Origin of the sequence: Lyngbya sp. PCC 8106 (assembly GCF_000169095.1) — a bacterium.
Lineage (GTDB): Bacteria > Cyanobacteriota > Cyanobacteriia > Cyanobacteriales > Microcoleaceae > Capilliphycus.
On sequence record NZ_AAVU01000008.1, the window covers coordinates 141,778 to 165,662 of the forward strand.

The window sequence follows — 23,885 nt, forward strand, 5'->3', positions numbered from 1 at the left end:
TTGATCTGGCTTATTCAATCAAAAACCAAGATGTCAAATTCCCTCGATGTTAACTCTGTGTTAGAAATCCTGCGACCCGTACAAGATCCCGAACTTCAAAAAAGTTTGGTCGAACTGAATATGATTCGCAACGTCAAAATCAATGAGGGTGAAGTTAGCTTTACTCTCGTTCTCACCACTCCCGCCTGTCCGTTACGAGAGTTCATCGTCGAAGATTGTCAAAAAGCACTCAAGCAACTTCCGGGAGTTGAACGAGTTACCGTTGATGTCACGGCTGAAACTCCCCAACAGAAATCAATACCGGATCGCCAGGGTATAGAAGGGGTCAAGAATATTCTCGCCATTTCGAGCGGAAAAGGAGGCGTGGGAAAAAGTACCGTTGCGGTTAACGTTGCGGTTGCTTTGGCTCAAATGGGCGCTAAAGTCGGGCTAATTGATGCGGATATCTACGGCCCCAATGACCCGACAATGATGGGACTTTCAGACTATCAAGTGATCGTTCATCAAGGCCCCCAAGGTGAAGTCCTAGAACCTGCTTTTAACTATGGCGTTAAGTTGGTTTCTATGGCGTTTTTGATTGATCGCGATCAACCCGTGATCTGGCGTGGCCCGATGCTAAATGGGATTATTCGTCAGTTTCTTTACCAAGTCCAATGGGGCGAACTCGATTATCTGATTGTGGATATGCCACCGGGAACTGGAGATGCTCAACTCACCCTGGTACAAGCGGTTCCCATGTCTGGTGTTGTGATTGTGACGACGCCGCAAACGGTTTCACTTCTCGACTCTCGCAAAGGTTTACGAATGTTCCAACAACTGGGAGTTTCTATCCTGGGAATTGTTGAAAATATGAGTTATTTTATCCCACCTGATCTCCCGGATAAAAAATATGACATCTTTGGTTCAGGAGGGGGCGAGAAAACGGCGAAAGAACTCGGTGTTTCCCTCTTAGGTGGAATCCCTCTAGAAATGCCTGTGCGAGAAGGCTGTGATAACGGAGTTCCAATTGTCATCGCTCATCCCGAGTCTGCTGCTGCGGTTGAGTTAATGGCAATTGCTCAACGAATTGCAGCAAAAGTCTCTGTCGCGGCTCTTGCTTAAAGACGAGCGAAAAAAATTTAATCACTTCAAGGCTGTTCCGAATTCTCGAATTTTCTGTAGACTGAGGAATGTAGAGATCAATTTAGGATAAAGCAATGATTCTCCCCGGTTCAGCAGTTCGTGTCATTAATGCAAGTGATACCTACTTCAGTTTTCAAGGACAGGTGCAACGGATTAGCGATGGAAAAGTTGCGGTTTTGTTTGAAGGGGGAAACTGGGATAAATTAGTCACGTTTCGACTTTCTGAGATCGAACCTGTTGATGCGACAGCCGGACGGCAAGCGAAGAAAAAATAATCAAATCGGGCAGGTTCAGGATCAGTTTAATCATCCTCTACCTGCCTGTCTGTAATGATTTGCCGGGTATTTGCTCATGCGTCTTCCCTTTCCTCAATTTAGTACCACTCCTCGTCATCCCCGTCATATTGGAGAGGTGATTGAGACAACAACCTGTGAATTTTTAGCTCAATGTCTTGAATCTGAAGATCTGACTTTGCCGATTATGCCTCCGTTTGGCAGTTGGATCAAATCGAGTGATGAGGAGTCGGGTAATCAGATTTATGCGATCGTTTATCATGTCACTACCAGTCCGATTGATTCGGTACACCGAGCGCGAGCTTTGGGGTTATCTTTGCAAGAGTTACGGGAAGAACAACCGCAGATTTTTGCAATGCTGAAAACCGAATTTAGAGCGGCGATTGTCGGGTTTGAAACTCCGGCTACGGCTAATAATGGGATTGAACCCCCCCGAGGTTTGGTTTATCAATACATTCCGCCTCGTCCTCCGCAAATTCATCAGGCGGTTTACCACTGCGAATCTACAGATATTATTCACTTTAGCGAGGAATTTGATTTTCTGCGAACCTTACTGCAAGTCAATCAAGCGCCTGTTGAGTCTTTGGTTGCGGCGGCGATTCGTCATATTTATCAACTGCGAAATTGTGATCGTTCTTGGCTAGTGGAAGCGGGGCGCACTTTAAGTCTTGTGTTACGAGATGACTATGATTGTTTGCGGGTAATTCTGAAACAAATTCATCCTTGAGGAGAGTTAGGAAGACAGTCAACACTTATCACTTTTGACTTATAACCTTTCTCAAATAAGAACAAAAACCTTTTTCAAGTGATGTAGATTGGATATCAACAACTGATCGCCTCACTCAGAGACTCAAAATACAAAAACCCAAACCCAAAATCTGGGTTCAGGTTTCAGCATGATCCTTAATATTATGGAAGAAAACTTACTGGAGACTGGACAGAAACTTGGCAACAAGATCAATAAAGTCCTCTGTTGATTCGTAAGGTAGGACATTGCGACCGGGAATAATCCGAGACTGACCATTCGGCCATCCTTTATGATAAGCTTGAGCGCGTAGTTCAGGCGTTTCTGAAAACCCTTTGCGGCTAATACTAGAAGCTTTTTCGCCGATCGCCACTAATGTCGGTTGGGTAATCGCCGCCATTGCAGACTCATAATCTTTTCGCCAAAACCCCGCTAAAAATGCAAACACCGCGTACCGACTTTTAGGGTTAATTGCTCCGGCTTCTAGTATATCAAGCCAATATTGATCCACCGCTTCAGCTTCGGCAAATAATTGACGAATTGAAAAAGACTCAACAAATTGACGACGACGAGCATAAAGCCAGAATAAACTCCCAATGGGAGCATCAAAAAACAAATTCCACAGAAGTCGATGTTGAGTCGGTGAACCCCCTTCTGTCATCACTCGCCAAGCCGGAGGGCCAGATAACACTAAACCTTTAATTAACTGGGTTTGTTTTTGTTGCTGTAGCTCAACTAAAGCGATCGCAGTGGGGAGAAGCGCTCCCTGTACCACCAACAATACAGGTTTCTGAATCACCGTTTGTAAGAATTCATTTAACTGTTCGGCCCAATCTTGCGGTTGGTAAGCCACATGAGGCATTTCACTATCACCACACCCCAGTAAATCAGGATTATAAATCGGATTTTGATAACCTTGTTGTTGCCAGCGATCGCAAAACCGATACCAAAACTGACGGGATAATCCTACACCAATAGGATGGATCAACAGCAAAGGTAAATGCTCTGAAGACTCAGAATCTATTGTCGAATGAACTTCATAAGCACAACGATACCCTTTGTAGGTGTAAAACTGCGGCGTTGGGGTTGCTGAGGGTTCCATAACCAGTAGTGTCCAGATGTGGGGTCTATTGCAAGATGTACCTCGATTTTATATCGTTTGAACCCAGCGAACGAAATCTCCTGGTGCAAAACTCACCTCGGGATCGAGGGGAAATCGTTCTTGTTGGTTGGCTTGACAGTAGATAAACCGACACAAGACATGATTAAAGTTTGTTTGGCTATCAATTCTCCAGTCTAGAAGACAAGCACCTGTGAGGATTGTACCTTGAAAATTTGCACCAAAAGTTTGAGTTTGGGAAAGATCTGCTCCCCAAAGGTTAGCCCCTCTCAAGTCTGCATCTGTGAGATCAGCACCTTTGAGGTTTGCTTCCCACAAATCAGCACCTTTGAGATCCGCTTGACGGAGATCCGCTTGACTTAAATTGAGTCCTTTGAGGCTAGATAATCGCAGCATTGCCGATCTTAAATCAGCACTTTTAAAATCGGGTTGAATTTCGGGGTTCTGTTTTCTCCAGTGGTTCCACACCGAAACTCCCTGTTTGAGTATGGCAAGATGTGTTGTGTCAGCCATCAAAGATTAACTCCTTGAGTAGAAATCTGGATCAATCTCTTTACAATTTGCCCAATAAAATACGCAGCTTTTACAGAAAAAAGCCACGTATTTCTACGTTAGCTCAAACTTAACTGCTTTGTTAGGGTCTTAGGTTAGATTCCTCTAACTCAACTTCGAGTTCCACAAGTGAAGTTTCCTCAACGATTTCGGGAAGGGTTTCGGGTTCGGCTTCTGGGGTAATTACGACGGGTTCTTCCGAAACAGGTTCGGGTTCGACAACAGGTGTTTCCTCAACTGTTTCGCCAATGGGTTCAGCTTCGATAACAGGTGTTTCCTCAATCATTTCAGGAACAGGTTCGGGTTCGACAACGGGTGTTTCCTCAACTATTTCAGGAACAGGTTCGGGTTCGACAACGGGGGTTTCCTCAACCATTTCGGGAACAGGTTCCGGTTCGATAACGGGTTCTATCGTTTCAACCGTTGGCTGTGGTGTTGGCGAAATTTCAGTCGATGGCTTTAACTCATCGGGAACAAGTTCGGGAGATTCTTCGGGTTCTGGGGCTTGAGTCGGTTCGGGAATAGGAGCCTGATTAACAATTTCGGGTAAGGTTTGGACGGGTTCCGGTTCCGGTTGGGAAGTTTTTTGCTGAAATAGAGGAATTTGCTGAAAACGGCTGAAAATGCGTTTGAATACATTATCCGTTTCGGAAGGTTCTGGGGTAGGTGTTGGAGTTATTGAGGGACTCGCTTCAGAATTGTTGTTCTCTAATATCGGGAGTGGCGGAATTTGACCTTGAATGCGATTAAACCATCCATTAGTTTTGGGTGGGGTTGCTGTTTCTACGGGAACAGGAGTAATGGGTTTGGTTTCTATTTCTGTTTGTGGAAGTTGTTCGAGTTCTTCTTTTGCTGCTGATACAGGTTTTTCTACAGATTCTTCTTCCGAGGGTAAAGCTTCCTCGACTGCTGTAACCGAAGTTTCTTCGACGGTTGAAGGAATATCTGTTTCTGGAATGACTTCGATGTCTTCGGTTTCTTCTAAGGGTTCTAATGTTTCAGGAATTTCTTCTGCTGAGGGAACCGTTTCAACTTCTGGGGAAATATCCGGTTCTGATGTTTCGGGTTGTTCGTCTGCTAACGGAGTAATTTCAACTTCTGAGGAAGTCTCCGTCTCTGGAATTTCTTCGACTTCTGGAGTCAGTTCAACTGGAGGGATAGGAAGATCGGGTTCTGGTGTTTCTTCGATTTCTGGAGTGACGGCTTTAACATCATAGCCTGGATCAACAATGGGACGAGCTTCGGCGATGCTGAGTTCACCGCGTACAAGTTTAGACAGGGTGTCTTGACTGTTGGGATTATAGGTAAAAACGCGAGCTGTTTTATTGTAGACGTTGATCAGGGGTTCACCGAGTTCGTCGAGATATTCCAGTTGTACCCAATTTTTTCCGGGTTTTATACCTTTTATATAGATCGGTTGCCATTGAGCAAGGATAAAGCTATCGCCGTTGACTGTGACGCGAATTCGCCAATCGACGATTTCATCTTCTGGATTTTCTTGAGCGACCAAATGCAGGGGAGCATTAGCCAGGTAGAAGTCTAATAGAACGGGTTCGGCTCCATAGGTTCCTCGGGGTTGGTTATAGGTTAATAGGGGAAGTTGGGGATTGGGGTTGTTTTCTGGAGTTTTGGTGAAAACATGAAAGGTGGTTTGAGCGTAGGCGCCATCGTTTTTGAAGCTTTCTTCCCAGGGATAAGCCGCAAAGATTCGCAGGGTATGGGTTCCGGCTTCTAAGTCTGATAAAACTAGGGGCTGATCGAGGGTGTAGAGATTATCAAGGGGTTGATTGTCGAGAATGATTTGTAGATGTGGCCCTAAACCCAAGGTTTCATCTCTAAATAATGGTAAGTCCTGCACTTGAAGTTGGACATTGAGGGTATTGTCCTGAAGGACTTCATCGGGTTGAGGACTCAGGATGGTGACTTGAGGTTGGTAGACATCCAGGGGCTGATGAAGCATTTGAATCGCCTTTGGAGGTGAAACTTCCGCCATCTGGGTTGTCGGTTGAGGGGCTGACAAATTCGGGGGACTGGGTTCGGGTAATTCGGGTTGCTCACATCCGAGAAGATTTAAGACCAAGATGACGGCTAGGGCAGATATTAACCGTTTTCTTAGGGTTGTCCGACCACAATTCCTGTTCAACACGTTAGTTCTCCTGAAACTCCCAAATCCAATTTTGTATAGAAGGCTTCCATAGGGAACTATAGCCCAAAAGGATCATTGACTAAACAGCGATCGCGAATTTCAGCCTCTCCAGATCTTTATAAGTTTAAGAACTTACTCTCATTTAGTTTAAGTTTTGTAACATTTATCAATGATTTTTGGTGATTTTTTCCACTCAAAACAGGCTCTAAGCAATGTACAGCAAGTGTTATAGGCGCGTTTAATTATTGTTAACAACCCATTTCCCCCTAACAGGTAAAGATGATATATCATTTAGATACAACAGCCCCTTGAAAGCGGCTTAGGAAAATTCCCAAGTGCTAAAGAGGGGTTGAGTGTGAAATTAAATTTTCCACTCTTGTAGTAAATTAAAGGGGAGTTATGTTGCCCTCTAGCAAGTGTTAGTAACACATTAACTTTTGCTAAGGATTTTGAAAGAGTTTAACCACTTGTTTCATAATCAGCAACACGTAGAGTTTTTGTCATAGGGAGAGGAGAGTCTCAATGACCATCAGTCCTCCAGAGCCGGAGGCGAAGGTGAAGGTTACGGTCGATAACGATCCGGTTACTACCTCGTTTGAAAAATGGGCAAAACCCGGTCACTTCCGACGTGATCTAGCGAAAGGTCCAAATACCACCACCTGGATTTGGAACCTCCACGCCGACGCTCACGACTTCGATAGTCATACCAGTGATTTAGAAGATATTTCGCGCAAAATCTTTAGCGCCCACTTCGGTCATTTAGCTGTGATCTTTATCTGGCTAAGTGGCGCATACTTCCACGGCGCGAAGTTTTCAAACTATGAAGCTTGGTTAACAAACCCCACAGGCATCAAACCGAGTGCCCAGGTTGTTTGGCCAATCTTCGGTCAAGAAATTTTAAATGCAGATGTGGGAGGAGGCTTCCAAGGTATTCAAATCACCTCTGGATTGTTCCAACTCTGGCGTGCATCCGGCATCACAAATGAATACCAGCTTTACTGCACCGCTATTGGTGGGCTGGTTATGGCTGGCTTGATGCTGTTTGCAGGTTGGTTCCACTATCACAAACGCGCTCCCAAACTGGAATGGTTCCAGAATGTGGAGTCGATGATGAACCACCACTTAGCAGGATTGCTCGGCTTAGGATGCTTAGGTTGGGCTGGACACCAAATTCACGTGTCCTTACCGATCAATAAGCTTCTGGATTCTGGGGTTGCCCCCGCCGACATCCCCCTGCCCCATGAGTTTATTCTGAACCGGGATTTAATGACCGAGCTGTATCCCAGCTTTGCAGAAGGTTTAAAACCCTTCTTCACCTTAAACTGGGGAGTCTACTCAGACTTCTTAACCTTCAAAGGTGGTCTGAATCCGGTAACAGGCGGCTTGTGGCTGTCAGATACAGCACATCATCACTTAGCCTTAGCTGTACTTTTCATTATTGCTGGCCATATGTACCGCACCAACTGGGGTATTGGTCACAGCATGAAGGAAATTCTAGAGGCCCATAGAGATCCACTACTCATCGGTGGTACAGGTCATAAAGGTCTCTACGAAACGCTAACCACTTCTTGGCACGCACAGCTAGCGATTAACCTCGCAATGGTGGGTTCTTTGAGCATCATCGTCGCTCATCATATGTATGCGATGCCGCCTTACCCCTACATTGCCACCGATTATCCCACTCAACTATCCCTCTTTACCCACCATATGTGGATTGGCGGATTCTTGATTGTGGGTGCAGGCGCTCATGGTGCCATCTTCATGGTGCGTGATTATGATCCAGCGAAGAACGTCAATAACGTTTTGGATCGGGTAATTCGTCACCGCGACGCGATTATTTCTCACTTGAACTGGGTTTGTATTTTCCTGGGCTTCCATAGCTTTGGCTTGTACGTTCACAACGATACAATGCGAGCCTTTGGTCGTCCTCAAGATATGTTCTCAGATACCGGGATTCAGCTCCAGCCAGTCTTCGCTCAGTGGGTTCAACACCTACATACTTTGGCTCCCGGTAGCACGGCTCCAAACGTCTTGGCGAGCGTTAGCCCAGCCTTTGGCGGCGATGTCGTTGCAGTGGGCGGTAAAGTGGCAATGATGCCAATTACATTGGGTACGGCGGATTTCATGATTCACCATATCCATGCCTTTACCATTCACGTTACCGTTTTGATTTTGCTGAAGGGTGTTCTGTTCGCCCGCAGTTCTCGCCTGGTTCCAGATAAAAGTGAATTAGGCTTCCGCTTCCCCTGCGATGGTCCGGGTCGGGGTGGTACCTGCCAGGTTTCCGGTTGGGATCACGTGTTCCTGGGTCTGTTCTGGATGTACAATTCCCTATCGATTGTGATTTTCCACTTCAGTTGGAAGATGCAATCTGACGTCTGGGGAACTGTCGGATCAGACGGTACAATTTCTCACATTACTAATGGTAACTTTGCCCAGAGTGCCATTACGATTAACGGATGGTTGCGTGATTTCCTGTGGGCGCAAGCTTCTCAGGTGATTACCTCCTACGGGTCTGCCCTGTCTGCCTACGGTTTGCTGTTCTTAGGAGCGCATTTTGTCTGGGCATTCAGCTTAATGTTCCTGTTCAGTGGTCGTGGCTACTGGCAAGAACTGATCGAATCGATCGTTTGGGCACATAATAAACTCAAGGTAGCTCCCGCTATTCAACCTCGCGCTCTGAGCATTATTCAGGGTCGGGCGGTTGGAGTCGCTCACTACCTTCTTGGAGGAATCGTCACCACTTGGGCGTTCTTCCTGGCTCGAATCATTTCAGTAGGATGAGAGTCTCCCCGCTTAAGGATTAGGGTGAAGGATTATTCACGCTTTGCTCTAATTCCTTGAGCGGACTATCGCAAGAGAGCGCGAAGTGCGGTCTTGGCGGTTTCCGTCAAGGAGCAACTTCGTAAGAGAGCGCGAAGTGCGGTCTTGGCGGTTTCCGTCAAGGAGCAACTTCGTAAGAGAGCGCGAAGTGCGGTCTTGGCGGTTTCTGTCAAGGAGCAACTTCGTAAGAGAAGACGATTTAGTTAGGACTTATGGCAACCAAATTCCCCAAATTTAGTCAGGGATTGGCTCAAGATCCGACCACCCGTCGGATTTGGTACGGGATTGCCACAGCCCATGATTTTGAGAGTCATGATGGCATGACGGAAGAAAATCTTTACCAAAAGATTTTTGCTTCCCACTTCGGTCACATCGCCATCATCTTTCTCTGGACATCTGGCAGCCTGTTCCACGTCGCCTGGCAAGGTAATTTTGAACAATGGGTTAAAGATCCCTTAAATGTCCGTCCGATCGCTCACGCGATTTGGGACCCTCAATTCGGACAGCCTGCGGTAGATGCTTTCACGCAAGCAGGTGCTTCTAATCCGGTTAATATCGCTTACTCAGGTGTTTACCACTGGTGGTACACCATCGGCATGAGAACCAACGGAGATCTCTACCAAGGTTCTATCTTCTTGCTGTTAATGTCTGCAATCTTCCTGTTTGCAGGCTGGTTACACCTCCAGCCCAAATATCGTCCTAGCCTCTCCTGGTTCAAAAACGCTGAATCTCGTTTAAACCATCATTTGGCGGGTCTATTTGGGGTCAGCTCTTTGGCTTGGACAGGACACCTGGTACACGTTGCCATTCCTGAGTCTCGCGGACAGCACGTGGGTTGGGATAACTTCCTCAGCACTCTGCCTCACCCGGCAGGCTTGGCTCCCTTCTTCACCGGAAACTGGGGCGTTTACGCTCAAAATCCGGATACGATGAGCCATGTGTTTGGGACTTCAGAAGGTTCAGGAACAGCTATTCTGACCTTCCTCGGTGGGTTCCATCCTCAGACTGAATCTCTGTGGCTGACGGATATGGCTCACCACCATCTGGCGATCGCTGTGCTATTCATCATCGCTGGACATATGTACCGGACTCAATTTGGAATTGGTCATAGCATCAAAGAAATGCTCAATTCCAAAGATCCCCTGTTCGGCTTCAAGAATGAGGGTCAGTTTAATCTGCCTCACCAAGGGTTGTATGACACCATCAACAACTCTCTGCATTTCCAGTTAGGCTTGGCGTTGGCTGCTTTGGGCGTAATCACTTCTTTGGTCGCCCAGCATATGTATGCCCTACCGCCTTACGCATTTATAGCGCGGGACTACACCACTCAAGCTGCACTGTACACCCATCATCAGTATATTGCTGGTTTTCTGATGGTTGGTGCTTTTGCTCACGGCGCGATCTTCTTTGTCCGTGACTATGATGCAGAAGCAAACAAAGGTAATGTGTTGGCTCGGATGCTCGAACACAAAGAGGCAATCATCTCTCACCTGAGCTGGGTGTCTCTGTTCTTGGGCTTCCACACTTTAGGAATCTACGTTCACAATGACGTTGTTGTTGCGTTCGGTACTCCTGAAAAACAAATCCTGATTGAACCTGTATTCGCTCAGTTCATTCAGGCGGCTCACGGAAAAGCTGTTTATGCCATGGATGTTTTGCTGTCGAACCCCGATAGCATTGCAACCACTGCATGGCCCAATCACGGTAATGTTTGGTTACCCGGTTGGTTAGACGCGATTAACTCTGGTAAGAACTCTCTGTTCTTAACCATTGGCCCTGGCGACTTCCTGGTTCACCATGCGATCGCTCTGGGTCTGCATACCACCACTTTGATTTTGGTTAAAGGTGCGTTGGATGCTCGCGGTTCCAAGTTGATGCCCGACAAGAAGGATTTTGGTTATTCCTTCCCTTGCGACGGTCCTGGTCGTGGCGGTACTTGCGACATCTCGGCTTGGGATGCTTTCTATCTGGCTATGTTCTGGATGTTAAACACGCTAGGTTGGGTAACCTTCTACTGGCACTGGAAACATCTGGGTATCTGGCAGGGTAATGTCGCTCAGTTCAATGAATCCTCAACCTACCTGATGGGATGGTTACGGGATTATCTCTGGCTGAACTCTTCCCAGCTAATTAACGGATACAACCCCTTTGGAACGAACAACCTATCCGTCTGGGCTTGGATGTTCCTCTTTGGACACCTGGTTTGGGCAACAGGCTTCATGTTCCTGATCTCTTGGCGTGGTTATTGGCAAGAGTTGATCGAAACTTTGGTCTGGGCTCACGAGCGTACTCCTCTGGCTAACTTAGTTCGCTGGAAGGATAAGCCTGTGGCAATGTCCATCGTTCAAGGTCGTTTGATTGGTTTGGCTCACTTCACGGTCGGTTATATTCTGACCTATGCTGCCTTCCTGATTGCCTCGACTGCGGGTAAGTTTGGTTAATCTAGCATAAACTAAACTTGCTTCCTTGAAGCTGAATCCCTCGTCGCCTGACGGGGGGTTTTTTATAAGTTAAAAATCGCAAGTGTTAGAGATCAGAAGAATATTATTTACCTAAATTAATATAATTTACAGTCATTACACTGACTATTGTAAACTTTAGTTTAATTGGCTTGCCGATCAATAGATAAAGAATTACATTGTTAATAGAAGCTAATCAAGCTTCATTTGACAGATAAACAGGCAATGTTTGAAGGGTTCACTCGAACTCAATCTAACAAAGCTAATCATCGCAGTTTACTGGGAAACGAGGAGGTCAACACACTGTTTCATCTGAAGTCTGTGATTTCACATAGCATCACCTGCCTGAGTTGCAGAAATTTCCTCAAATGGTGATTTGGGAGCCATACATTAAAATCAATCATACTCTTTAATGTAACTCTATTTCAATTTAAAAAAGAGGAGTCAATCTGCTAAACTAGGAGGTCAAGAAAGCTGTTTAAGTTCAAATCTGTCTCGTCAAATATCGGTAACAGCATCCACAAGGTATTCTTATATTTCCTCAAATAGCTAACAGAGAGCAATGCAACTAAATGATCATTTTTAGTGTAACTCTGGATCTATTTTTACATAGGAGGAAGTCACTGAGAAAACAAGTTAGGATGCTGTTATTGTTGTAGGGTTTCTGATTAACTTAAAAAAAATCTAAAAAAATAGACTATGTACTGATGAGATCATCAACAAATCGTCTATCTTGAATCTATATTGGAAATGAGTTTGAACGGTATTTATTATTTAGACTTTTGCTTTCTCCTTCTTTCGCTTTTTAGAAGATTCCTTCTTAAATAAAACTCCAAATCCTAAAGCTGTACCTGTTCCTAGAATTGTGAATGGTTCCGGAACAAAATAGACTCCATCAATCGAAGCATTCTGCAAAGCAATATCTCTAGCAATCAGAGTTCCTGAAACCTTTCCGCCATTAATACTGGTGCTTGAACCTCCATTAACAGCTAGGATTGTACCAAAAACACTAGAATCTCCATCTAGCAATACATTCCCCAAAACATTAATCAGTACGTTATCGACTTTAACTCCACCCGTTAACTCAATTGCAGCAAAGTTAGAGAGCTTTAAATCCCCTCTAATATTGAGAACGACTGATTCTCCTCGAAGTGCATTAATCGTAAACTTGTTATCTCCATCGAGATTAATGCCACCATTGATATCAATGACATTATTGAAATTGGGTTTTCCCACCCCTGTCACTGTTGTTGCAGTATCAATACTACCAAAAGTAGCAGTGGGGTTCGTTACACTAAAAGCATTATTTGACGCAGTTTGGGCATAGTTACTAACGCTCGATAGTTCGTCTGAGTTTAGAGAAAAGAATTCATTGAGGGTGAGTTCTCCGTTGGCATTAATCGGAACATAACCTCCTGTTCCCACATCTAATACTGTGTAATCCCGAGGTACATAGGGAAAAACTTCAGTTTTAAGTTGTCCAACCGTAATCGCCTGAGTGGGTAAAGCAAATAAAGCCGTCGCAGCAGCTATTCCAGCAGATACCATCCATTGAGTTAATGTCCGTTTGGGAGATGCTTCGAGTTGAAAATGGAAAACGTTTTCTAAACCCTGATCATTTTGTTCTTCAGACTTTGTACTTACTCGTATCATCAGTTCACCCTTATCCTGTGTTCAAAATCAATCAACAAAAGACACAATGTTGATGGTCAATTCAATGAAAAAATTAGTCTGACTTCAGACTTGTGAAAACAAACATTGGATATAGCCTAATCATATATAGCTTTTTTTTAAAAAAAGGACAACTTTACAAAAGCTTTATAAAAGTTTTACACAGATAGTTCTTATGTAAAATATAGCTTTAGAGCTAAACAAACCGTTAATGCAAATTAAAATAGACTCCGGGCTTTAGGGCCGAAGGCTTGGAGACTTCAAGAGCAATAAAAATTAGATGAAAAATTAGATCGAGAAAAGTTAAATAGGCATTGATGATTGATAAATTAAGAATATCTTAAAACCTTTAAAGATTTAATACATTTTTGTGATCAAGCTGTATCTAATTAATTTTTCTATTTTTCTTTAATCCATGAAATTTTATAGTGCTACTCACTAAGGTTAAGACACTTATAAAGGCTGAAAACGCAGGGTAAGAGTCGAACTTTTGCCTTTTGCAAGATTACCTTTTGCCTGCGCGTAGCGTCATAGTTGCGTAATTAAGGAGAAATTATCTGAGATTGAGTCTCGGACTGATCAACCAAATTGCCAGCCAACAAAGGGACTTTTCCCTGACGTAAAACCGCACATTCACCGAACAGTATTAAGTCTGAACTAAGTTTTAAGGGTTTGTTTTTGTTTAAATTCACTGCAATTTTAGCAGGACTGTGATCTCCAATTTTTACCGATAAAATCATGGTATCAGAAGTAGCCGAAAACACATGAACATCAACCCCAAGAACTCGATCTTTTGCAGGAACCAAAACCCAAGCAAAACAAGTTGAAGTTTGTATTTGAGTTGAATAAATCGCCGTTGGGTTCGGTTGCTTATGATTATACTCCCGACTCCACCAACCCTGAACCGGATTTTCTTGACCTTGAACTAAATTCACCGTCCAATCAAGAGTAGAAACAGGAATAATTTTCAGATTTCCTAACCCTTCATCCACAGAACCTACAGTATCTGCTTCAGTAACGACAGTACAATCTGGATGAAAATGCCATAGTGTTTCTATCTGACGGGGACGGTTCGTGAGAATTTGATCGACAACGACCCAGTATTGATCACGCAGATAGACAACCGCCCGAGTATGAGTAACTATTCCTGAAACCCCAATAAATCCAGCTTTAAAACAACTTCGGGCATAGTCTAACTCATCAGAAATACTATAGCTAATATTTTCCGTAAACGGACGATAAGTTTCCCGAATATCCATTTTTTGTCCGCCGCCATTCACTAAAATCACATTATGACTGGCTGACCCTCGAAAATAATGCCAATAAGGACTACGAACATAACTGTATCGACCACTATCAACCAATAAATCCCGTCCATAAGCAGCGACAGAAAGATGCAGTTTATCATTATGAATATGATAGTTAATTCCCATTGGTCCCATATCAAAAAATGCCCAGTGAGCTTGTTTATCCCAAGCACTTCGCATCACCATTTGACCCGCCCAAGGAAAAATAATAGAAGGTCTGACCATCGGCTTTTGACCTGATTTTCTATTGGTAGTAATAGAAGTCCAGTCTAGTCGCTCATAAGTAATTGCGGCTTCTTTGATAATAGCTTGATTGTAATCTCTATCTGAGTCATTATTAAGAACACCATAGCCATCGGGACGCACTGAATAAGCCAAGTAATTCCACATCTGTTCTAAACGTTTTTTAAACAATGGTGGAACAGGCTGTCCTGATTGCAAGAGTAAATTAGCAAAACTCTGAAAATCATCCATTGTAACCCGGTGATAATGGCTTGTTAATTCCTTGTGAACTCCATCAGGATAGACCTGAATATTGATCTGGCTAACTAAATGATATTCAGCATATTTAAACCATTCTTGAGACTGTTTAAATTCAGGCCAGTATAAAGCAAGCGTTGCTAAACCATTCATTTCTCGACACAACCAATTGGCTCCCCAACCATGAAAATGTCGTAGATAATTAGCATGGTCGGAAACACTTGATAACATCAGAATACGAGCCGCAGGAGAAAAAGCTTCAATAGGTTGTAAACTATAAAAAATTGATGACCAATTGATCATACGCCAAGCCACTTCTAAGCCTCGCCATTGCGCCCAGGTGGATGTACTTGTTGATGATAGACTAGAAAGAATCCAATCGATAATCTGATTGTTTAAGCAGCAAATATAGTCTAAATTATTCGTTTTTTTATACGCAATAAATAAATCTTTTAAATGATAGTGACGATTTATAAAAAAAGCCCATTGTTCATCATTTTTTGGGCCTTTATATGACCAGTCTAAATAATAATCAGACAGACGGGGTACTTTCCCTGTCACTAATTGAAAGGTAAAGGTATCTTTGAGTAATAATTCAGCATCAGAATAATGGATAGTATTCGGTTGAACAGCAATCTGATGTTGCCATGCTTTGGGATTATAATGACAGTAATATTCGAGTAACGCTTCACAAGCTTCTAACCAATTCCCTTTAGAGGTAGCTATTTTAACTGTTTGTAAACCTTCCTTGTCTAAGTTTAGACTCAAAAATAGATTTTTAATTCGCTGGGGATAGAGTTCACAAATTTCTGGAAGTGAGATTTTACCCCAGTCTGTTTTGTACTGATGTCCAATTGTTTTTTGTGCAGTATTCAATGAAATCAGAAAATTTTTAGTTAAAGGATATATACACTTAATTTTTATTTTCCTTTTCGCTTTTTTAAAATAAGTTTGAGTCAGGTTTTCAAAATCTTTGAATTTTTCTGTATTCAACCAATTTTCAATCATGATAGTTTACCCTGGTTTTAATCTTCAATATCACTGATTGTTTATTAAGCCAACATAAATAACCGGTGAATAGAAAGACAATCACGTAAAACTGAGAATATTTATAGATAGCACCCGAAGCTTGAATAACCGAAGAAAGGCATAAATTATCACCTTTAGTATATCTCACAATATACAAAATTTTATAAATCAAAGAGACTCAATCAAAAAATTTACAATAAAAATTTACAATTTTATATCAACATTTATTGTTTTGAAAGCTTGTTTTAGTAATCAAAAAAATTCATAACCACACTGATGTCTGAAATGCGGTAAGCTTATAAAGCGTTATTTTTAGGCTGTCAAGCTGTGACTTTTGTTAGACTCTAAATAAACCCATAAACCCTGTAATCCACTGTAGCAATGACAGTTCAACCTCAAAATAGCGGTAACAAGCCCAATTCAATTCTGCGTGAGTTCATTACTCAGCAAATTAACGAAAGCCCAAATCAGCGTATCTCTTTCGCTGAATATATGAATTGGGTTCTTTATCATCCTCAACAGGGATATTACGCTACACCTCAAACTCGCATCGGCGCCTCTGGAGACTTTTTCACAGCACCTCACCTGGGTATAGATTTTGGAGAATTACTCGCTGAACAGTTGGTAGAGATGTGGGAGATTTTACATCAACCTCAGCCTTTTACTCTTGTAGAAATGGGGGCTGGACAAGGTATTCTCGCGGCAGATATCTTACAATACATTCAGCGACGGTATCCGCACTGCTTCAAAGTTGTAGACTATATCATTATTGAAAAATCAGCCGCCCTCAAAGCAGAACAACAACAGAAACTCAATGATCAAATCGGTTCTTCTGTCTCGGTGCGTTGGTGTGAATGGGATGACATTCCTAACGATTCCATTACAGGCTGTTTCTTCTCCAACGAACTCGTAGACGCTTTACCTGTACACCAAGTCATTGTTCGCAATCATCAACTGCGAGAAATCTATGTTGCGCTTAACACGCATAGTGAGGGCAACAATAGCATTAACGCTTATTTTACAGAAATTGAGGCTGATTTGTCAACCCCCCAACTTCAAACCTATTTTCAATCGCTAAAAATTGACTTATTATCTGAGATTTATTCTGATGGATATCGTACTGAAATTAACTTGGCTGCACTCGATTGGATAACAACAGTTACGAACAAATTACAACAAGGATTTGTATTGACGATTGATTACGGTTATTCGGCTGAACGTTATTATAGCCCAACTCGTGCGAGTGGAACCTTACAATGTTATTATCAGCATCGTCATCATAATAATCCTTATATCCATATTGGTCAACAAGATATAACGGCTCATGTTGATTTTACAGCTTTAGAAAAACAAGGAGAATTATTAGGATTAGAAGTGATTGGATTTACCCAACAAGCCCTGTTTTTAATGGCATTGGGACTTGGCGATCGCATTGCGGCTATTTCTCAAACTCAGGGACAAAATTTATCCGAAGTTTTGCGAAGACGGGAAGCTTTACATTCTCTGATTAATCCGATGGGTTTAGGTAATTTTGGAGTGTTAATTCAAAGTAAAGGTTTAGCCACAAAAAATCCTATTCAACTCAAAGGTTTAACCATTCCTACACTCTAACAGTTCTTAAAATCGACTACGCCAATTAACCGCCTGTTGATGAATAATTTGACGTTCATTTTCCGACATTTTATCGAGATGACGAAGAACCAAATTCATCCGCCCTTGAGACTTGAGTTTTTCCCGATGTCTATCGAGAAAATCCCAGTAAAAAACATTAAAAGGACAAGCTTTTTCTCCCGTCCGATGTCTAGGATTATAAACACAACCTTTGCAATAATCACTCATTTTATTAATATAATTTGCTGAAGCTGCATAGGGTTTAGAAGCCAAAATTCCGCCATCGGCAAATAACCCCATCCCAATCACATTGGTTTGCATAACCCAATCATAAGCATCAATAAAAACCGCATGAAACCAGTTTTCAACCTCTTGAGGGGAAAGACCAGTAATTAAAGCAAAATTACTTAACACCATTAACCGTTGAATATGATGAGCATATCCTGTAGTTTCCACCTGAGACAACACCTGAGATAAACAGTTCATATCTGTCTGTTCAGCATCCCAAAAAAACTCCGGTAAAGGTTGAGTATGGTTAAACCAATTGCGTTGGGAATAATCAGCATCCATTAATTGATAAATACCCTGCATATATTCTCGCCAACCTAGAACCTGACGAATAAATCCTTCGACACAATTTAGGGGTAAATTTTGCTGATAATAAGCATTTTCTGCGGCTTGAATCACTTCTAGCGGATGCAATAAACCCAAATTCAAATAAGGAGACAATAAAGCGTGCCACAAGGTTTGTTCACCAGTAAGCATCGCATCTTGATAAGTCCCAAAATTAGGCAAACGTTCCTGAATAAAAGATTGCAAAACCTGAAGTGCTTGTTGACGAGTAACAGCCCAAGCAAACGGCTCTATTTTCCCGTATAATGGAAGTGAAAGTTGGTTAACCTGTTCAATCGTTGCCTGAGTTATTTCATCGGGTTCAAACCAAAGTGGATGAGGAGGATTGAACTTTCCTTTGGGCGGTTTACGGTTTTCTGAATCAAAGTTCCAGCGATTACCAATTGGTTGTTTATCCTCCATCAAAATATTGAATCGTTTGCGGCTTTCTCGATAAAAGTCTTCCATTAATAAACGTTTACGACCCTTTGACCACTGCTTAAACTCGTCTATCCTCCAAAGAAAATGGTTGTTTTCTAACCAATCGATTCGACAAGATAAGTTTAAATTTTGAATAAATTCCTGAAAAGGTCGATCATTGGGAATCATCACTCGCAACTGAGTAATTTGATGATCTTTAATCCATTTTTTGAGAGGAACATCCACAGATTTTTCTGTAATAATATAAGTCACAGACCAACCTGCCTCTCGCAATTCCTCCGCAAAATGTCGCATTGCTGACCAAACCAACACCAATTTTTGGCGATGATAAGGTCTAACTCGCACAAATTCTAGAGATTCAATCAAAATAATCGGTGTCTCAAAATCAGAGTCAACACTTTTTAATCCAGCTTGTTGACTCCAAAGCTGATCTCCTAAAATCCAAATTCCTACTGTCATGCAACTAATTTCCTGAAAATTTAGAGTCAGAATATAAAAGATTTTAAACAAATATTTCTATCTTGTCATTACCCTATCCCCAAACTCTCTCTAAAATTTAGGAAATTATTAGGAATAAAAATCATAGACTTGGTTACCAAAGAAGATCAGAAAATCTTTTTGATTGCCGGGATAAATTATACCCAATTCACAGTATTTGATCACAACTAATATATAGGGAGGATGCAATTGAGGTTAATAAGGGTTACGATATAAAGAGAAAGCTGAAAGATCACTTATCATAGAATTAGAACCTATAATCTCACCGGATCAGGTTTGCAATCTCACCGCAAAGTCAGTTTACTCCCTAGCCTAACCACTCAACCTTTCAATTCACATCTCCCTTTTTCTAACTCTAGTCCTCGTTGAATTTAGGTCAAGCTATTGGCCGATCATGCACCTTCAGTTCAAACAGTTTAGAACAGACCATGGCTAAACTCGGTCAATCCTCATTTCGTCGAATACTTCTGTCTCGGATTTTACTGCTAAGTGTTCCGGTTCTCCTGGTCGGAGAATATGTCACTTATCGGAAGGCGAGATCAGGTCTACTCGAAACTGCTCGTCTCAATTTAACTGAAAGTGCAGTTGAGATGGCACAAGACATTAACGACTGGGTAAAATCACTCCAGTCTAATCTAATTTTAGCAACAGAAAGCACAATATTACAATCAGAACAGTCCAAAGATTATCAACAATTTATCAAAGAACTAGAACAACAACTTCCGACTCAAGTTAACTGTCTACAATTGGTGAATATTCAAACCAATCAGATTCAAGCCAGTAGTTGTGGAAATGAAGTGATTATTGAAATTCCTCCGAACCTATGGGCTGAGAAAAAACCTCAAGATAAGATCTTAACCTTGACGAGTGTTTATATCCAAAACAGAGTATTTAGCTCTCAATTTTCCCCCCTGACAAGACTTGAAAATTCAGTCTCTGTCCCTCCCTGGAGAAATAAAATACAGCTTGTTTTTATGGCTCCTGTTTATGTAACAGAATCCCAAAACTTCAATCAACTAAAATACGTTTTAATCTTAGAATCCTCTTTACCCTTATCCTCTAAAGACAGACCCAAATCCTTAACAGGTTTTACGGTCGTTCTTGATGAAGTTGGTCGAATTATTGCTCATCCTGAACCGGAAAGAGTCGGAGTTAACATCAATGAGGAAACTGATGGCCCCCGTCTTCAAAAAATCATTGATAGTGCATTATCTGGAGAGAAAGATTTTGTACATCTTTTCTTCTTTGATCAACAGGGGAATGAATTACTCGCTGGGTATGATGCAGTTTCAAGTCCAATTTCTCAGGACAAAGAAAGTCAATGGGTGATTTTAGCAGTCACCAGTTTAGATGATGCACTCTCAGGTTTAAAAGAAATCAACTCTGTTTTATTTTATTTAACAATTAGTTTAATTGCAGCCAGTATAATTGCAGCACTTTATTTGTCTCGGGATTTAGCTCGCCCACTTGAACGATTGAGAGATTATGCTTTAACCATTAATAGCCTAGAATCACCTAGACCTATTCCTCAAAACTTAAAAATCCGAGAATTTATCCAACTCGGACAAGCCATTAGTATTATGGTTGAACGGCTACAATCAAGAGCATCTGCACTAGAACTCGCTACTAAAGAAGCTCAAATCGCCAATCAACTCAAAGATGAATTTTTACGAATTATCTCTCACGAACTGAGAACCCCACTCAACGGTATTATTAATTCTCTCCAATTTCTCCGAGATGATTTGTGTGATACTCCAAAAGAAGAACAAGAATATTTAGACATGGCGAATAAATCAGCTTTGCATCTTTATAGTATTGTGAATGATATTTTAGATATTGCTCTCATTCAAGAAGGACAACTCTCTATTACTCAAAAACCTGTAGACTTAGTTAAAATCATTCGAGAAGCAATCGCCACTCAAAGCTTAGAAGTTCATCAAAAAGGTTTATCTTTAAAACTACATCTTCAAGACCCGATCAAAGTCTGGGCTGACCCAGATAAACTGAAACAGGTTTTGCTCAATATTTTAAGTAATGCCGTTAAATTTACAAAAAAAGGTCGGATTATAATCACCGCTGAAGTTCTTCCCATTGTACAATGTGATCGAATATCCTATGAATCCTGTGAGGAGAAATTTCAAGCTGTTATTGTCGTCCAAGATACCGGAATTGGTATAGCGGTAGAAAAACAGGATAAACTCTTTCAACCCTTCGCTGTTGTTGATGGTTCAACCACTCGTGAGTTTGGTGGTATTGGCTTAGGATTAAGTATTTCCCAAAGTTTAATGACCATGATGGGCGGTTCCATTGAACTGTATAGCAAAGGCGAAAATCAAGGAACCACAGTTACTCTGTGCATACCCGTCGCCCTATCCTCTTCTGAGACTAAGTTGTTTTCCAACCTGTGATGCAATTTCTCAGATTAATCGGGAATAGGGGAGAGACAAGGCAGAAGTAAAGCCTGACAATGTGTTATAATTATTAATTGTGCCGATGTGGCTCAGTGGTAGAGCGGCGCACTCGTAATGCGTAGGCCAGGGGTTCAAATCCCCTCATCGGCTTCTTTTGAAAACTGAGTTGTACTAGAAAATAACTTTTATGCCGCTAATGGTTTCAGAAGTGACCTGTCTAGAACTTGTCATCAAATGCAATCTCGATCAAAGTTAGAGACTGACAACGAAATAGATCAAGGGATAGAGATAAAAGTTGAACGGGTGTGGCAGGACTCGAACCTGCGACTCGCTGCTTAGAAGGCAGCTACTCTATCCACCTGAGTTACACACCCAAGATGACAATCGTTGAGATTTATTATAGCTTACCCGAGTCAAATCTAAAATTTTCTGTTCAATTGAGGTGACTCAATTCCCCATGAGTCGTAACGAATCATGAACTTGCTTCCCTCAAACAGACGAAGATGGGTGCTTGACTCGTGTTATTCTGAGAGTGAGCTGGAATCCCCCTAATTATGCTTCTCGTCGGAGGTCAGTGTTAGAGACTAAAATGACAGACACAGCCTCCAGCTCTAACAGGAGTAGGTCTGAGTGTCATGTTTATTCTGAAACGGCAGGATGTTGAAATTCAAACCATTCAACACCCAAATCGGGATCAGCAGATTCCAATTTTGAATTATCAGGGACAGAGTTTTCGCCTTATGAAAGTGTTTACCTCCCAGCAAGCTGATGAGGCGAGAGCCTTTTGGCGAGATCTGACGGATAACCGAGGCAAAGCTTGTGTATTGCTTGAAGAACCGGATCGATATAGTGTTTGGGGGAAAGTTCGCCCGGATCAATTGGTTAGCGATGCTGTCAGTACGAGCAATAGTAAACATTATGCACTCGTACAAGCGTGTTTGCTGGTTTTGCAAGCGGTTTATTTCGATGTGGAAGACTTATTAGGTTCTCGACAAGCTGGCTCTTTTGAAAAAGATTTAGCTCAAATTTTTCACAAAGCGAAACTTCCACAGATGGAAACTCAAGAGGCCGTGAAAACCTTGCTAACAAGAGATCCCCTTGACGAGCTTCAGGTTCCCCCGTGGCAGGAACATCATCTCAACACTTTATTAGAAGAACTCTATCAACTTGCTAAACAATATTTTGGCAATACCAGCTTTGCAGAGGGAATGAATGAAGTGTTAGAAGAAATGAGTACCGAAGATCGCACTCACTTTATTGGTTGGCTCAATCAATCTTCTCTAGGTCAGCTGTGGACAATAGGTTAAGGAATGTTGAGAAATTCTCAGTTCTGAGTCTCAGATATGGGACGCTGAATAATCGACCCTGCTAAAAAGTTGAACTTGGCAGCTTGTCGGGGGATCAAATCATAGGTTTTCATGTTAAATTGCCTGTTATTTTATCGCTATGAGTAGCACTTCACAACAAAAATCGCTGTCGAGATCGTCTATCCTTTCCGCTCAGAATCTCGTCATTTTTGGTATTGTCTGGGCGGTACTTGCACTGCTGTTTTTTCTGCTATTTAGTGTCACCCCGGAAGGGGAGGAACTACCATTGTGGTACTCCATTGGCACTTACGTTTTTGAACTCGGTGCTTTTCTGGTGGCAGCATTAGTTTGTTACCGCAACTGGCAAAGCCCCCAAATGGTCAGTGGACGCAACGTTTGGCTAGGTTTTGGTTTAGGATGTTTCTTTTATTTCGCTGGTGGTGTACTGTTTGGCTTTTGGGAATTGGTCTGGCATTTAGATCCAGATGTTTCACTAGCTGATTTATTTTATATCTTCAGTTATGTATTCTTAGGTTGGGGTATGGTTTTAGCCGTCAGCTCAAAACGGTTGAATTTAGAAATTTGGCAATGGGCAGCCATCTTGGGAGTCGCGGTGGGTGGAACAGCACTCGCTGTTTGGGTCGCTGATCCTTCCTTCTTTGGGCTACTTGGCTCTGAAGAAACGGTTGTGATCGAACAACAAGTCGCCCCAGAAACGACAGCCACATCAACCACTCCTCCCGTGGCACCTGCTGTCATGTCTGCCGCAGAAGAAGAAGCAGAAGAAGAAACGACAGCCCCCAGTTGGGTAGTAGATCTTGATCGCACATTAGAGCCACTAGCGACCGGGGTTAATCTGTTTTACATTATTGGTGATGTTTTTCTGTTAATTTTGGCAACCGCTCTGATTTTGGCGTTTTGGGGTGGACGCTTTTCTCAATCTTGGCGAATGATTGCCTTTGCAACCTTCTCACTTTACGTTGCGGATATGTACTTTAAGTGGACAGACTCTCGCGGTCAAGGAGAATACGAAAGTGGTGGATTATTGGAAGTTTTCTTTGTATTTACTGGAATTTTGTTTGCCATTGGTGCGGTATTAGAATACGATATCTCCACCCGTTCTCGTCAGAGTAGACGGGGAAGACGTGGTAGTGGTAAAAGCTAAAATGGAGGGAACAGGTGAGCGACTCATTCGGAACTCATAAGCTCAGTTTTCCCGGAACGCTCACCCCCTCAACAATCACTTTTTGATTCTCTA

At 42.3% G+C, this 23,885-nt stretch carries 15 protein-coding genes and 2 tRNA genes; 10 read left to right on the plus strand and 7 right to left on the minus strand.

Translation table 11 applies throughout. The features are described 5' to 3' along the window. Nucleotides 1–30: 30 nt before the first annotated feature. The 3 genes from L8106_RS07735 to L8106_RS07745 all read left to right on the plus strand — a co-directional run bounded on the left by L8106_RS07735 (nt 31) and on the right by L8106_RS07745 (nt 2,142). Nucleotides 31–1,101 (plus strand): Mrp/NBP35 family ATP-binding protein, encoded by a 1,071-nt coding sequence (locus tag L8106_RS07735; protein WP_009783694.1) that lies wholly within the window; start codon nt 31–33, stop codon nt 1,099–1,101. A 95-nt stretch (nt 1,102–1,196) separates the two neighbouring features. Further along, the gene (locus L8106_RS07740) at nt 1,197–1,397 is read left to right on the plus strand and encodes an NAD(P)H dehydrogenase subunit NdhS (protein WP_009783695.1); all 201 of its coding nucleotides are present in this window, start codon (nt 1,197–1,199) and stop codon (nt 1,395–1,397) included. 76 nt (nt 1,398–1,473) lie between these two features. Further along, the gene (locus L8106_RS07745; protein WP_009783696.1) at nt 1,474–2,142 is read left to right on the plus strand and encodes an HAS-barrel domain-containing protein; all 669 of its coding nucleotides are present in this window, start codon (nt 1,474–1,476) and stop codon (nt 2,140–2,142) included. A 196-nt stretch (nt 2,143–2,338) separates the two neighbouring features. Here the strand turns inward: L8106_RS07745 and L8106_RS07750 are convergent, their stop codons facing one another. The 3 genes from L8106_RS07750 to L8106_RS07760 all read right to left on the minus strand — a co-directional run bounded on the left by L8106_RS07750 (nt 2,339) and on the right by L8106_RS07760 (nt 5,978). Next, entirely contained in the window at nt 2,339–3,262 is a 924-nt protein-coding gene (locus tag L8106_RS07750; protein WP_009783697.1) for an alpha/beta fold hydrolase, read from the minus strand. A 48-nt stretch (nt 3,263–3,310) separates the two neighbouring features. Beyond that, entirely contained in the window at nt 3,311–3,793 is a 483-nt protein-coding gene (locus tag L8106_RS07755) for a pentapeptide repeat-containing protein (RefSeq protein WP_009783698.1), read from the minus strand. Between the two features lie 121 nt (nt 3,794–3,914). Then, nucleotides 3,915–5,978, minus strand: a complete 2,064-nt coding sequence (locus L8106_RS07760; protein ID WP_156803611.1) for a hypothetical protein — start codon at nt 5,976–5,978, stop codon at nt 3,915–3,917. A 522-nt stretch (nt 5,979–6,500) separates the two neighbouring features. On the opposite strand from L8106_RS07760, the gene psaA reads away from it, so the two are divergent. Both psaA and psaB read left to right on the plus strand, forming a co-directional pair. Next, nucleotides 6,501–8,762: a photosystem I core protein PsaA gene (gene psaA / locus L8106_RS07765; protein ID WP_009783700.1), complete on the plus strand. Its 2,262-nt coding sequence runs from the start codon at nt 6,501–6,503 to the stop codon at nt 8,760–8,762. Nucleotides 8,763–9,013: 251 nt separating this feature from the next. Next, nucleotides 9,014–11,242, plus strand: a complete 2,229-nt coding sequence (gene psaB, locus L8106_RS07770; protein ID WP_009783701.1) for a photosystem I core protein PsaB — start codon at nt 9,014–9,016, stop codon at nt 11,240–11,242. Between the two features lie 792 nt (nt 11,243–12,034). Here psaB and L8106_RS07775 read toward each other — a convergent pair. Together L8106_RS07775 and L8106_RS07780 are read right to left on the minus strand one after the other, a co-directional pair. Beyond that, on the minus strand, nt 12,035–12,913 hold the full coding sequence (locus tag L8106_RS07775; RefSeq protein WP_009783702.1) for a PEP-CTERM sorting domain-containing protein: 879 nt from the start codon (nt 12,911–12,913) through the stop codon (nt 12,035–12,037). Nucleotides 12,914–13,473: 560 nt separating this feature from the next. After that, a complete protein-coding gene (locus L8106_RS07780) occupies nt 13,474–15,726 on the minus strand; it encodes an alginate lyase family protein (RefSeq protein WP_009783703.1) in 2,253 nt (750 codons plus the stop codon). Nucleotides 15,727–16,128: 402 nt separating this feature from the next. Between L8106_RS07780 and L8106_RS07785 the strand changes: the two genes are divergently transcribed. Then, complete coding sequence (locus L8106_RS07785) at nt 16,129–17,358, plus strand: class I SAM-dependent methyltransferase (RefSeq protein WP_009783704.1); 1,230 nt, start codon at nt 16,129–16,131, stop codon at nt 17,356–17,358. Between the two features lie 6 nt (nt 17,359–17,364). Here L8106_RS07785 and L8106_RS07790 read toward each other — a convergent pair whose 3' ends face one another. Then, nucleotides 17,365–18,870, minus strand: a complete 1,506-nt coding sequence (locus L8106_RS07790) for a cryptochrome/photolyase family protein (RefSeq protein ID WP_009783705.1) — start codon at nt 18,868–18,870, stop codon at nt 17,365–17,367. Between the two features lie 467 nt (nt 18,871–19,337). Here L8106_RS07790 and L8106_RS07795 point away from each other — a divergent pair, with 467 nt between their 5' ends. Beyond that, nucleotides 19,338–21,317 (plus strand): ATP-binding protein, encoded by a 1,980-nt coding sequence (locus L8106_RS07795; protein ID WP_009783706.1) that lies wholly within the window; start codon nt 19,338–19,340, stop codon nt 21,315–21,317. Between the two features lie 81 nt (nt 21,318–21,398). Beyond that, nucleotides 21,399–21,470, plus strand: a tRNA-Thr gene (locus L8106_RS07800). 150 nt (nt 21,471–21,620) lie between these two features. On the opposite strand, the gene L8106_RS07805 is transcribed toward L8106_RS07800, so the two are convergent. After that, nucleotides 21,621–21,694: transfer RNA gene (locus L8106_RS07805), tRNA-Arg, on the minus strand. A 261-nt stretch (nt 21,695–21,955) separates the two neighbouring features. Between L8106_RS07805 and L8106_RS07810 the strand changes: the two genes are divergently transcribed. Further along, nucleotides 21,956–22,627, plus strand: coding sequence for an Npun_F0813 family protein (locus L8106_RS07810; RefSeq protein ID WP_009783707.1), 672 nt, complete (start codon nt 21,956–21,958; stop codon nt 22,625–22,627). A gap of 139 nt (nt 22,628–22,766) precedes the next feature. Beyond that, nucleotides 22,767–23,792, plus strand: a complete 1,026-nt coding sequence (locus tag L8106_RS07815) for a hypothetical protein (protein ID WP_009783708.1) — start codon at nt 22,767–22,769, stop codon at nt 23,790–23,792. Nucleotides 23,793–23,885 lie beyond the last annotated feature (93 nt).